Origin of the sequence: Methylobacterium radiodurans (assembly GCF_003173735.1) — a bacterium.
Classification (GTDB): Bacteria; Pseudomonadota; Alphaproteobacteria; order Rhizobiales; family Beijerinckiaceae; genus Methylobacterium; species Methylobacterium radiodurans.
This window is the reverse complement of record NZ_CP029551.1, coordinates 5,062,477-5,074,991: the sequence shown is the minus strand read 5'-3', so window position 1 is coordinate 5,074,991 and position 12,515 is coordinate 5,062,477. Positions and strand designations below refer to the sequence as shown.

The following is a 12,515-nucleotide window of genomic DNA, read 5'->3' as shown; positions in this document are numbered from 1 at the left end:
AGCTCAAGCCCCCGGAGACCCCAGAATGCCGAGCCGGTTCACCCTCACCACCGCGATCCTGCTGGCGCTGACCGTCACCGGCGCGCGGGGCGACACGATCCGCATCGGCGTCAACGAGCCGCTGACCGGGCCGTTCGCGGCCTCAGGAACCTACGTGGTCAACGGCGCGAAGATCGCCGCCGACGAGATCAACGCGCGGGGCGGGGTGCTGGGCAAGAAGCTCGAACTCGTCATCGAGGACAACAAGAGCAACCCGACCGAGGCCGCGGCGGTCGCCGAGAAGCTCATCACCAGCGACAAGACCCCTGTGATGATGGGGGCCTGGGGATCGAGCCTGACGCTCGCCGTGATGCCCAAGCTGGTGGACTACGAGGTGCCGATGCTCGTCGAGACCTCGTCGTCGGGCAAGATCACCACCTCCGGCAATCCTTACGTCTTCCGCATCTCCCCGCCCTCCTCGCTCGAGGCGGAGACCTTCGCGCCGATGGTGGCCAAGCTCGGCATGAAGAAGGTCGACTTCCTGGTGCTGAACAACGATTTCGGTCGCGGCGCCGCGACCGATTTCGGCAAGATGCTCAAGGAGAAGGGCGTCCAGGTCGGCCTCACCGAGACCATGGACCAAGGCGCGCAGGATATGAGCGCCCAGCTCTCGAAGCTGAAGGCCTCCGACAGCGACACGATCATGATCACGAGCGCCGTCGATCAGCTCGTGCTGCTGTTCAAGCAGATGTCGGCGCTGGGCCTCAAGAAGCGCGTCATCACCACGGGCGGCTCGCAGAACCCCGATCAGATCATCGCACAGGCCGGCTCGGCGGCCGACGGCACGATGCACCTCACCACGTTCCTGCCCTGGATTCCCGAGAAGACCCCGGACCCGAAGGCGACCGAGACCTTCATCGCCGAGTGGAAGAAGCGCGGCTTCGAGTTCGCCGGCGTCACCGAGAGCTTCCGCGGCTACGACGGCATCCGAGCGATCGCCCACGCCATCGAGAAGGCCGGCAAGACCGAGTCCGCCGCGATCGCCAAGGCCTTCTGGGCGGTCGACTTCGTCGGGCTCAACGGGCCGATCCGCTTCGCCAAGTCCGGTCCCGCCGGCAAGGAGAGCGGCCAGAGCAAGCCGCAGGTCTACCTCATCGAGATCAAGGACGGCCGCGTAGTCGTGCCGACGCTCTGACGCCGCCCGGGCCGGCCCCCGGGCCGGCCCGCCACGCCCATCGCACGCACGCCATCGGGAGGGCCGCCCATGGACCAATTGATCCAGCACCTCGTCAACACGCTGATCCTCGGCGGCACCTACGCCCTCCTGGGGATCGGGCTGACCCTGATTTTCGGGATCATGAACGTGGTGAACTTCACGCACGGCGCCCTCTACACGGTTGGGGCCTACCTCACCTACCTCGCCGTCGCGGCACTGGGGCTCAACTTCTTCCTGGCGCTGCCGGTTGCGATTCTCGGCGGCCTGCTGCTCGGCGCCGGGATCGAGATCGCGCTGCTGCGCCCGTTCCGGGGCCAGGACATCGACACCACGATGCTGGTGATGATCGGTGCCGGCATCGTCCTTCAGTCGGGCACGCTCTGGATCTTCGGCGGGGTCGCCAAGGCGGTGCCCTCGCCGTTCCCCGAGGCGCCGCTGCAGGTCGGTCCGGCCTCCGTCTCATGGCTGCGCCTGTTCGTGCTGGGCGCCGCGCTCGGCCTCATCGCGTTGACCTACGCGCTGATCAACCGGACGAAACTCGGGCTCGCCATGCGCGCCGCCTTCCAGGACGCCGACACGGCGGCGCTGATGGGGGTCAACGTCCGGGTGATCTACACGACGACCTTCGCGATGGGCTCAGGCCTGGCCGCCGCGGCCGGCGCCCTGCTCGGGCCGGTCTACGTCGTCCACCCGCAGATGGGCGGGCTCGCCGAGCTGAAAGCCTTCGCCATCGTCATCCTGGGCGGCCTCGGCAACGTCACGGGGGCGGCGATCGGCGGCTTCATCCTGGCGCTCGCCGAGGAACTCGGCGCCGGCTACGTCTCCTCCGGCTACCGGGACGCGATGGGCTTCCTGATCATCATCGCGGTGCTCCTCTACAAGCCGACCGGCCTGTTCGCGAAGGCGGAGCGCATCGGATGAGCCGGCTCCTCCCCCTCGCGCTCCTGACCGCCCTCGTCGCCCTGCCGCTGGCGCTGGGCTCCAACCCCTACCTGCTCAACGCGCTGATCATCACCGGCATCCTGACCATCGGCGCGATGAGCCTGAACCTGCTGCTCGGCTTCACCGGGCAGCTCAGCCTCGGCCACATCGCCTTCTTCGGCATCGGCGCCTATGTCAGCGCGCTGACGAGCCTCGGCTTCGACGTGGAGATCGGCTTCGGCTACCGCGTGGTGCACGAGCCCTGGCCGGCGGCCGTCGGCTTCCTCCTGGCGGTGGCGGCGGCTGGGCTGTGCGGCTACCTGATCGGCCGTCTCTCCTTCCGGGTGCGCGGGGCCTACTTCGTGATCGTCACCATCTCGTTCGCCGAGGTGGTACGGCTCGTCGCCCTCAACTGGGTGGAGCTGACACAGGGGCCGCTCGCGCTCACCAACATCCCGGCGATGACGCTGGGTCTGCCCGGTCTCGGCACCTGGACGCTGCGCACGAAGCTGCAGAACTACTACCTCGTCCTCGCGGTGGGGACGCTCTGCTACCTCGTCATCGCGCGCCTCGTCGGCTCGCGCTTCGGCCGCGCCATGCGGGGCCTGAAGGAGAACGAGTCCCTCGCGCTCTCGGTCGGCATCAACGCCACGCGCACGCTCACCGTCGCGGCGGTGGTCTCGGCCGCGATGGCGGGGGCGGCGGGCAGCCTCTACGCGCATTACCTGCGCATCATCGATCCCGACGTGTTCCTGTTCGCCACCACGGTCAGCATGGTCATCATGGTGGTGGCCGGCGGCAAGGGCACGCTGATGGGACCCGTCGTCGGCGGCCTGATCTTCGGGCTCCTGCCCGTGGCGCTTCGGCCGGTGATGGCACCGGAGGCCCAGTGGATCGTCTACGGGCTGGTGCTGATCGTGATCCTGTTCGTGATGCCGCGCGGCATCGTGCCGGGCCTGGCCAAGGTTCTTGCCCGTCGCCGGCCGGCGCGCGCCGTCCCCGTCCTCAAGGCCAGCCCGGCGGTGCAGCGATGAGTGCGATCCTCTCGGTCGAGCATGTCGGCGTGCGCTTCGGCGGCCTCGTCGCCATAGCCGACCTGCATTTCGACGTTCAGGAAGGCGAGATCGTCAGCTTGATCGGCCCGAACGGGGCCGGCAAGACCACCGCCTTCAACGTGATGACGGGCTTCCTTCGCCCGAGCCAGGGCGAGGTCCGCTTCCGGGGAACCGCCTTGCGGGGGCTGCAGCCGCACGAGATCACCCGGCTCGGCCTCGCCCGCACGTTCCAGCGCACCAGCGTCTTCCCGGACGACACGGTGTTCGACAACGTGATGATCGGCCTGCACCGGCAGGGCGCGGCCGGAGCACCCGGCATCGGCAGGGCACCGCTCCTCGACGCGCTGCTTGGCCGCGCGGGCGCGAGTGAGCGCGCCCTGCGGGAGCGCGCCGCGGCCCTCATCGACTGGGTCGGCCTCGGGGGCCGAGCCCAGGAGAAGGCCGGCAGCCTGGCTTACGGCGAGCAGCGCCTCGTCGGTGTCGCGCTGGCGCTCGCCACCGAGCCCGCCATGCTGCTGCTCGACGAGCCCGTCTCGGGGATGAACGCCTCGGAGACCCGCGTCTTCGTGCGCCTGATCCACCAGATCCGCGAGCGCGGCGTCACCATCCTTCTCGTCGAGCACGACATGCCGATGGTGATGGAGGTCTCCGACCGCATCGTCGTGCTGAACTACGGACGGCTGATCGCGGAAGGGCCCCCGGACCGGATCCGCAGCGATCCGGCGGTGATTGAGGCCTATCTCGGCCAGGGCAGCGCCGCCCGCCGGACGGCCAGCCAAGCGCAGGAGGCCGCCCATGCTTGAGATCCGCGACCTCGTCTGCGGCTACGGCCAGGTCACCGCCCTGAAGGGATTGACGATCGAGGTGCGCGAGGGCCAGCTCGTCGCCCTCGTCGGGGCGAACGGCGCCGGCAAGTCGACGACGCTGCGCGCCATCTCCGGGCTGGTCCCGGCCCGGTCCGGCACCATCCGGTTCGATGGCCGCGACATCGCGGGCGCCGAGCCCCGCCGCATCCTGGCCGCAGGCATCGCCCATTGCCCGGAGGGGCGGCGCGTCTTCCCGCAGATGAGCGTCGCCGAGAATCTCGCCATGGGCGCGTATCTCCGCCGCGACCGGGCGGGCATTGCGGCGGACTTGGAGCGCATCTACGGGGAGTTCCCGCGGCTCGCCGAGCGCCGCGACCAGGCGGCCGGCACGCTCTCGGGCGGCGAGCAGCAGATGCTGGCGATCGGGCGCGCCCTGATGGCGCGCCCGAAGCTCGTGCTCTTCGACGAGCCCTCCCTCGGGCTTGCCCCCAACATCGTCGAGCGCATGTTCGCGGTGATCAGGGCGATCTGCGATGCCGGCACCACCGTGCTTCTGGTCGAGCAGAACGCCTTCGCGGCCCTCGAACTCTGCGATCACGCCTACCTGCTGGAGACCGGCCGCATCGTGCTCGAAGGCTCCGGCGACGCCCTGATCGCGGATCCCCATGTCCGGGCAGCCTATCTCGGCGCCTGACGGCGTGCCCGCTCCCGAGGGAACGTCGGACTCGGACCATCCGCGCGCTGAGGAAGCCGCCTGGATCCGCGTTGCCGCCCTGGCGGCATTCGGGAGCAGCCGGATCGTCCCGGTCACGGTCGGCGGGCAGCCTCTCCTCATCGTGCAGGATGGCGACCGGATCTTTGCGCTCGAGCGGACCTGCCCGCACGAGGGCGCCGATCTCGCCAGGGGGCGCTGCGTGGCGGGCCGGCTGCACTGTCCCCATCACCAAGCCTCGTTCGCGCTCGCGGATGGTGCGGTTTCTCCGGGCTGGTCGTTCCGCCCACTGCGCACCTATCCCGTTCGGATCGTGGACGGTGATCTGTTTATCGACGCGCCCGATCTCATCGGGGATCGATCCGGTGCGCCATCAGAGAGTGTTCGATCCCAGATTTGGACGGTGCAGGCTTGAGGCTCGCGGCGATGCGCCGAGCGATCTGCCCGTTGCCGAGGTCCCGCGCGGAACTAGAGCCGTTCCCGATCGCGTTGCAATCGGGAATGGCTCTAAGTCCTTGCTTTGACGCGCTCTCTTGCGCCGAACCGGCGTCCACTTCGGCGGAGAGCGCTCTAAAGGTACCTCAGGACCGGCCACGCCCTCAATTGCTTCAGGCGCACCATGGCGCGGCACGCCAGCCAGAGGGGAACGCTCACGGCGGCCGCGATGACCCAGAGTGCGAGGGGCGAGCCCGCTTCGACCCGGCCCGACGCTCCGGCGAAGCCGAGCGCATGCGCTCCATCGTACAGGACGCGCAGGAGCGCGAGGTGGAGCAGGTAGAAGAACAGCGGCGCACCACCGAAGACACGGAGACCCTCGAGGAGGCGCCGCGGCACCATCTCGAACAACGCCAGCAGGCCAAGGCCGAGCCCGAGCGTCAGGAGCAGGAAGTCGGCCGACGGCGGGTACTTGGTCAGGTTGACGAAGGACAGGGCGGTGGCAAGCGGCGAAGCCCCCTGCTGCCACGGCACCGGCTCGCCGTAGCCGTTCAGCGCGCGCAGGACGAGGACGGTGGTGAGCGAGGCCATACCCAGCGCCAGGAGCCAAGCCTGCCGCCGGACGGCGTCCGCCCTCTCGGCAAACAGCGGCCCGAGGGCATAGCCCGCCGCGATGACGCCGATCCAGGGCAGGAGCGGGTACGAGGTCCGCGCCGCACCGCCCCAGGGCAGGGCGATCATCCCGCGCTGATGCAGGATGGACCAGAGCACGTAGCCCGGCTCGTCCGCCCGAAGCACGATCCCGTCGAGCAGGTTGTGGCCGAGCATGAGCGCCAGGGCCCCGGCCACGAGGAGGGCGCGCGGCAGCCAGATGAGCGCGGCCAGTGCCAGCATGCAGAGTCCGATCACCCAGATGACCTGCAGGTAAAAGATCGCCGGCCGAAAGCTGCCGGTCCAGGCGAAGCTGACGAGCGTCAGTTCCAAGAGGATCAGGAGCAGGCCGCGCTTGAGCAGGAACACGGCGGTCTCCTCCGTGCCGTGCCTCTGGCCGTAGAGGCTCGCCGACAGGCCGGTGAGCAGGATGAAGACCGGCGCGCAGAGATGGGAGGCCAACCGGGTCAGGACGAGGTCGGGCGGCGTCGCGGCGAGGTCCATCGGGTCACGGACCTGGGAGTGCAGGTAGAAGAATTCCCGCACATGGTCGACGAGCATCAACAGCATCACGAGCCCGCGCAGGGCGTCGATCGAGAGGATGCGCGCGGGGCGCTTCACACCTGTGTTCGTCACGGATCGGACCTGCTCTCAAGATGGCGCAGCAGTTTGCGCAGATCGGCCGGCAGCCAGACGCTACCCCCGCGCGACTTGGGGTAACCGCGGCGGCTCAGGGTGTCGGATTGCCGTCGTGGTAGGTGCGCGCAGCATGGCTGTCGGCACCCGCCGGAGGGCGCGTCTGTAGCGCGGCGCGCCGAGCGATGCGGTTCGCCGTCCCACATCACGCGGGCGCGCCCCGCGCTCCGAGGTGGCGGGAGACGCTGGCGCGCTCAAACGGACCATACCGCGAAGCGACGCAGGGCCAGCCTGACCAGGATCAGGGTCATGCCCCACAGGCTGATCGCACCGAGCAGCGCCTGCCACCGCGCCGCGTCCAGCGCCGGGGCGGCGGGGAAGCTCGGGACGGAATCGTAGGCATCGAAATCGAGGCGGGCAGGGCAGCCCGCGCAGACGGCCGCGGGGCGCACCTCCTGCGCCAGGATGCGCGGCTCGAAGAACGCGCGCAGGGTCTGCCGGTGTGCGGAAGCCGCGGCGAGGAAGGCGGCGTGGCGGGCGGCGTCGGTGCCGGCCGCCGTGTCCAGCGAGAGGGCGAGCGCCGTGGCCGGGGACAGGAGACCCAGTCGGGCGCTCCAGACCGCCGCGCCCTCGGCCCGGGCCTGCATCGCCGCGCGGTAGGGCGCGAGCGTCGCATCGTAGAAGGCATCCCGGGCCAGCCGCTTGATCTGCGGCGTCTCGCGCAGGTCGGGCCGGTCCGCACCGGCGGGCACCCGCACCGCCAGCCAGGCCGCCGTGACCCTCGACGCCTCGTCACCCCTGTAGAAGGCGTCCTGAACCCGGCGGCTCGCGTCGATGGCTTCGATCCGCGAGGAGGGTGGGGCCAGGGCAGCGACCGCGAGACCGAGGAGGGCGGGCAGGACGATCGTGAGGCTCGCCCATGCCAGGACGAGGATCGTCAGCGCCGCCACGCTCCCCCGCCACAGGCTGGCGGCGAGCGCGCAGGCGGCCACCCACAGCACGGTGTAGGCGCAGAGCGCGGTGGCCAGCAGGGCGAGGGTGACCGCCCAGCCCGGGGAAAGCGCCGGCTGACCCGCCAGCGCGAGGGCCAGCGCCGTCCCCCCGAGGACGGCGGCGACGAGGACCAGCGCCGCCGCACCGAACTTCGCGCCCGCGACGATCCGGGGCTCGACGGGCTGGGCCGCGATGAGGCGGAGAATGCCGGCATCCCGCTCCGCCGCGATGCGCGTCCCGGCGAGCGCGATCACCGCCAGGGGGACGAGATAGACGAGGACGAAGGCGAGGTCGAACGGCCCGAGCCTCAGGGCGGCGGCCGAGCCCGGTTCGTAGGCGGTATCGTCGAAGACCGTGCTGAAGCCGAAGCTCGTCTTCATCACGGCGGGCTGGATCTCGCTCTGCCCCGCCGAGAGGGCGCCCAGGGGTGTCGGCGGCTTCACGGCGTAGGTCGTGAGGAAGTAGTGCATGTAGCCGAAGGCGTGGGTCGGATCCTGCCAGTAATTGACCTTCAGCGCGCTCGGCTGCGCGTAGCGGGCGGAGGCCTCCCTGGCCTCGCGCACGGAGCGCGCGGTGTCCTCGCGAGCCTCAGCGATCGCCTTCCCTTCGCCGGCCACCCGTCGGGCGCCGGTCTCGGCGCCGAGGCAGAGCGCCGCCAGGAGCGCGGCGAGGATCGCCCATGTCATCCGCTCGCGCAGGATCAGGCGCAGTTCGCTGCGCAGCAGCGGCAGGAAGCGGCGGGCGCTCACGGCGCGAGCCTGCGGATCAGGGGAACGCTCGCTGCGGCGAGCAGCGCCAGCCACAGACCGAGCGCGAGGGCCGGCACCCGGACCTCACTGAAGGACCGGGACAGCGGCAGGGGCGTGTAGGAGAAGGCCGGTATCACCCGCCACAGGTCCGGCCCCGCCAGCAACGCGCTGCCGTCGCGCCGGGGGTTGTCGCGGATCTCGGCGTTCATGCGCTCCGAGATCGCCCGCCGGTAGGCCTCGGCGGACCAGACGAAGTGGGCGTGCTGCGCGAAGTCCGTTCCCGCGAGGCCCTGCGAGACCTGCTGGAGGGCGATGCGCGGCGAGAGCAGCCCCGCCCAGCCGAACGCCGCGTCCTGCGCGGACAGGGCCGCGAAGAACGCCCCCAGTTCCCGATCATAGACCGCGAAGGCGTGGTGGTCGTTCTCCACCATCATCAGGCCGCGCAGATCCACGGGCAGCTCCTGCGGATCGCTCACGCCGTAGCGCGCGAGCGCCTCCTGCGCCCGCGCATCGCTGGACTCGGCGGATCGATGGGGCCGCAGGTCCGCCTCGATCCGCAGGCGGGCCTCGCGATAGGACGGGGCTGGCGAGACCACCGCCATGCCGGCGGTCGCGAGGCGCGGTGCAACGACGCAGAGCGCGACCCAGACCGCGAGGGAGAGCGTCAACGCCCCTCGCGCCGTGCGGGCCAGCAGGGAGGCCAGCATCGCGACGAGCAGGAAGGTGGACCCGTAGACGGCCTGCACCCCGACCCAGGCGACGAGGCGCGGCCAAGCCTGCCAGCCCTCGGTGCCGAGACTCGCGACCGCCACGCCGCCGAGGGCGAGGAGGGGCAGGCAGACCAGGACCACTAGGACCAGGGTCAGGGCGGCCAAGCGGGCGGCGAAGAGCGGGCCGGGCGGCGCGCCGTTGCCGAGAGCAAGGCGCAGAGTGCCGCGTTCGCGGTCCGCCGCGAAGGCGGCGAAGCCGAGGAGAAGCGCGACCAGGGGGACGACGAGCCCGACGATGTCCGAGACATCGGAGAGGCCGGCCCTGTCGAAGGGGCCGGCATCCTGCGCGGCGCGGTAGACCGCGTCGTTGAACAGGTGCGCCTCGATCCGCACCATCCGGCCCATGTAGGGCTCCGTGCCGGGATCGAGGACGGCCAGGGGCGACGAGAGGCGGAACGCCCAGAGGCCGTAATGGTCGGCGGAATGCGGGTTCTTGGCATCCTGCCCGAGCCAGCGCGCCCGCTCGGCGGCGGTGACCCGTGCGACCTCGGCGCCGGATTGCCGGGCGGATTGCCACGCGCCGAGGCCCGTCACCGTCATCAGCAGGACGAGCACGGCGCCGATCCAGCGGACCCGCGCGTCCCGCCACAGCAGCGCCAACTCGGCACCGACGCGCCTCATGCCGCCTGCCCCGACAATCGCTCGATGTAGCGGCGTTCGAGTTCGATGTGATCGATCTCCCGCGGGTCCATCTCCTCGGCGACGCGCCCAGCCGCCAGCACGCCGACGCGGTTCGCCATCTCGCTCACCCGGAACAGATCGTGGGTCGCCATGAGCACCGCCGTGCCGCGGCGGGCCGTCGCCCGCACGGTTTCGGAGAAGGCGGCGGCTGCCGCCGGATCCAGGCCGGAGGTCGGCTCGTCGAGCAGCAGCAGCCGGGTCTTGCGCGCCAAGGCGATGGCGATGCCCACCTTCTGGCGCATCCCCTTCGAGTAGCCGGCGGCGGGCCTCGCCCACGCCTCGGACGCCAGACCGGCCTCGGCTAGGTGCTCCTCGGCCTCCGCCCTGCCGAGGGCGAGACCGGCGAGCGTCGCGAAGTAGCGGAGGTTCTCCAGGCCCGATTGCCCGGGGTACAGGGCCACCTGCTCAGGGATGTAGGCCGTGTGCGCGCGGGCCCCGACGGGATCCGCCCCCGCATCGAGACCGCACACGCGAACCTCCCCCGCCTCGGCCTTCAGGAAGCCGAGGATGAGGTTGATCGTCGTCGTCTTGCCCGCCCCGTTGGGCCCGAGCAGGGCGTAAGCCTCCCCCGCCCGCAGGGTGAGGTCGAGGCCGTCGAGGGCGATCCTGGAACCGAAGCGCTTGACCACGCCGCGCAGCGCCAGAACCGGCTCGACCCCGTCCGCCGCCATCAGAACCGCACCGTCACGGAGCCGGTGATCCGCCGGGGCGAGCCCGGATAGACGCGGAAGACGTTGAGGGAGCTCTCGTAATACGCGGTGTCGAACACGTTCTCGACGTTGAGCGCGAGGCGGGCATTGCCGAACTTGTAGTAGGCGAGCGCATCGACCGCGATGAAGCCGGGGAGCGTGAAGCCGGTACCCGCCGCATCGCCCGCCCGCTCGCCCACGCCGCGCACGCCGCCGCCGATCCCGAAGCCTCGCCACGCGCCTCCCGGCTCGTAGACCGCGAGCAGGCTGCCGGAATGGCGCGGTACGTTGACGAGGGGTGCACCCACGGGGAGCACGTTGTCCCGGGTCACCTTCGCGTCGGCGTAGACGTAGCCGGCGAGCAGCTTCAGTTCCGGCGTGATCTGCCCCTGGGCGGTCAGCTCGAAGCCCTGGCTGCGCACGGCGCCGGCCGCGAGCGAGAACCCCGTATTGGCGGGATCGGGCGTGAGGACGTTCTCCCGCTCCACCCGGAAGGCGGCGGCGGTGAGGAGCAGGTTGCCGCCGAACAGCTCGGACTTGGCGCCGACCTCGTAGCCGAGGCCGGTCTCGGGCGGCAGGGCCGTCCCGCGCGTCACGGCGGCGGCGTCGGGTCCGATGTTCGGCCGGAAACTCGTCCCGACATTGGTGTAGACGGCCAGTTCCGGGATCGGCCGGTAGACCAGGCCCGCCCGGGGCGAGGCCGCGACCCGCGACTGATCCGCCTGGGACCGCGGGATGCGCTCCCGGAAGGACTGTTCGAAGATGTCGAACCGCACGCCGACCAGGGCCCGCCATTCCGGGCTCAGCACGATCTCGTCCTGCGCGTAGAGACCCGTGTTGGTGATGCGCTCGATGTTGTTGCGCGGGATGGTGATCGGCGGCAGCGCCTGCCCGTAGACCGGCGAATAGATGTCGAGGGCGAAGGGGCTCGTGCGGAAGTTCGAGCGCAGATAGACCGTGCGGCTGTCGGTGCTCTCCCGGTCCATGCCGAGGAGGAGCGTGTGGCCGATGCCCCCGGTGTCGAAGCGCCCGATCAGGTCGGCCTGGCCGACCGCCACGTCCCAGCGGTAGTCGCGCACGTTGCGGTCGCGCGAGACGGTGCGGTTGTTGGCGGCGATGGCGCGGATCTCCGCCGATTCCCCTTCGAGATCGCCGGTGTTGAAGTAGGCGGCGAGCCGCATCTGCCAGTTCTCGTCGAAGCGATGATCGACGCGGACCTGCAGCGAATTGTTGTTCTGGACGGTGCTCTGGCCCGGCTCGCCGAGGAAGCGCGACAGGGGCAGGAAGCCGAGTTGGCGGTTGATCGCGATGACGCCCCGGTCGAAGACGATGCGGTTCTTCACGAACTCGGCCTCGACCGTGACGCGCGTGTCCGGCGTAACCTGCCAGCTGACGACCGGAGCCACGAGGAGACGATCGCTGTCCACGAAGTCGCGGAAGCTACCCGCGCCCTGCGCGGCGAGATTGAAGCGATAGAGAACCGTCCCGTCCTCGTTCAGGGCGCCGCCGGCATCGATGGTGCCGCGCGTCAGACCGAAGGAATCGACCTGGTTGCCGAACTCGACGAACCGCTCGGCGGTGGGCTGCTTGGTGATGAGGTTGACGAGGCCGCCCGGATCGCTGCGCCCGAACAGGGCCGCGCCCGGCCCCTTGAGCACCTCGATGCGCTCGACGTTCTGCGCGTCGGGCGGAGGCGGCGTGCCCCGATTCAGGGGAAAGCCGTTCTTGTAGATCTCCGAGGTCGTGACCCCGCGGATGGCATAGCTGAAGATCGAGAGTCCGCCGAAATTGTTCTGCTGGGCGACGCCGGGCAGATAGTTGAACGCCCGATCGACACGGGTGACGGCGAGGTCTGTGATCGTCTCGCGGGGCGCCACGGAGACGGCGACCGGCACATCGATCTGCGGGGTGGAAGTGCGCGTCGCGCTGACGGCGGTGTTCGCGCCATACCCCGGCGTCGGGCCGATCAGACCGATCGTGCCGCGCCCCGACACGGTCGTCCGGGCATCTCCCTCGCCGACCTGCTCGACCGAGAGCTCTCCCAGGGTCACGCTCTCCTGCGCGCGAATCGCCCCGACCGGCGCGCCGGCCGAAAGGACTGCAGCCAGGGCCAACCGCCCGCGGCGCCTCGGTCCCGTCCGGCGGCCGAACGACTCTCGGCTCCGCCCGGCGCTCACGTGGAAGGAAGGCTCTCGATCCGCGGCCACCGCACACTCGCTACT

Annotated in this window: 11 protein-coding genes; 6 read left to right on the top strand and 5 right to left on the bottom strand. The window is 70.6% G+C overall.

Translation table 11 applies throughout. From position 1 onward, the window contains the following. Positions 1-25 precede the first annotated feature (25 nt). The 6 genes from DK427_RS23805 to DK427_RS23780 all read left to right on the top strand — a co-directional run bounded on the left by DK427_RS23805 (position 26) and on the right by DK427_RS23780 (position 5,104). A complete protein-coding gene (locus tag DK427_RS23805) occupies positions 26-1,174 on the top strand; it encodes an ABC transporter substrate-binding protein (RefSeq protein WP_109953539.1) in 1,149 nt (382 codons plus the stop codon). A 69-nt stretch (positions 1,175-1,243) separates the two neighbouring features. Next, complete coding sequence (locus DK427_RS23800; protein ID WP_109953538.1) at positions 1,244-2,116, top strand: branched-chain amino acid ABC transporter permease; 873 nt, start codon at positions 1,244-1,246, stop codon at positions 2,114-2,116. Then, entirely contained in the window at positions 2,113-3,150 is a 1,038-nt protein-coding gene (locus tag DK427_RS23795) for a branched-chain amino acid ABC transporter permease (RefSeq protein ID WP_109953537.1), read from the top strand. The genes DK427_RS23800 and DK427_RS23795 overlap by 4 nt, the downstream gene beginning before the upstream one ends. Beyond that, positions 3,147-3,974, top strand: coding sequence for an ABC transporter ATP-binding protein (locus DK427_RS23790; RefSeq protein WP_109953536.1), 828 nt, complete (start codon positions 3,147-3,149; stop codon positions 3,972-3,974). The genes DK427_RS23795 and DK427_RS23790 overlap by 4 nt, the downstream gene beginning before the upstream one ends. Next, the gene (locus DK427_RS23785) at positions 3,967-4,671 is read left to right on the top strand and encodes an ABC transporter ATP-binding protein (protein ID WP_109953535.1); all 705 of its coding nucleotides are present in this window, start codon (positions 3,967-3,969) and stop codon (positions 4,669-4,671) included. Before DK427_RS23790 ends, DK427_RS23785 begins: the two co-directional genes overlap by 8 nt. After that, positions 4,643-5,104, top strand: a complete 462-nt coding sequence (locus tag DK427_RS23780; protein ID WP_109953534.1) for a Rieske (2Fe-2S) protein — start codon at positions 4,643-4,645, stop codon at positions 5,102-5,104. Before DK427_RS23785 ends, DK427_RS23780 begins: the two co-directional genes overlap by 29 nt. 155 nt (positions 5,105-5,259) lie before the next feature. Here DK427_RS23780 and DK427_RS23775 read toward each other — a convergent pair whose 3' ends face one another. The 5 genes from DK427_RS23775 to DK427_RS23755 form a co-directional block, all read right to left on the bottom strand. After that, the gene (locus DK427_RS23775) at positions 5,260-6,345 is read right to left on the bottom strand and encodes an acetyltransferase domain-containing protein (protein ID WP_109954353.1); all 1,086 of its coding nucleotides are present in this window, start codon (positions 6,343-6,345) and stop codon (positions 5,260-5,262) included. Between the two features lie 320 nt (positions 6,346-6,665). Further along, positions 6,666-8,153 (bottom strand): DUF3526 domain-containing protein, encoded by a 1,488-nt coding sequence (locus tag DK427_RS23770; protein ID WP_109953533.1) that lies wholly within the window; start codon positions 8,151-8,153, stop codon positions 6,666-6,668. After that, positions 8,150-9,544: a DUF3526 domain-containing protein gene (locus DK427_RS23765; RefSeq protein WP_109953532.1), complete on the bottom strand. Its 1,395-nt coding sequence runs from the start codon at positions 9,542-9,544 to the stop codon at positions 8,150-8,152. Before DK427_RS23765 ends, DK427_RS23770 begins: the two co-directional genes overlap by 4 nt. Continuing rightward, entirely contained in the window at positions 9,541-10,275 is a 735-nt protein-coding gene (locus DK427_RS23760; RefSeq protein WP_109953531.1) for an ABC transporter ATP-binding protein, read from the bottom strand. The genes DK427_RS23765 and DK427_RS23760 overlap by 4 nt, the downstream gene beginning before the upstream one ends. Beyond that, on the bottom strand, positions 10,275-12,401 hold the full coding sequence (locus tag DK427_RS23755; RefSeq protein WP_109954352.1) for a TonB-dependent siderophore receptor: 2,127 nt from the start codon (positions 12,399-12,401) through the stop codon (positions 10,275-10,277). The genes DK427_RS23760 and DK427_RS23755 overlap by 1 nt, the downstream gene beginning before the upstream one ends. Between the last annotated feature and the right edge of the window lie 114 nt (positions 12,402-12,515).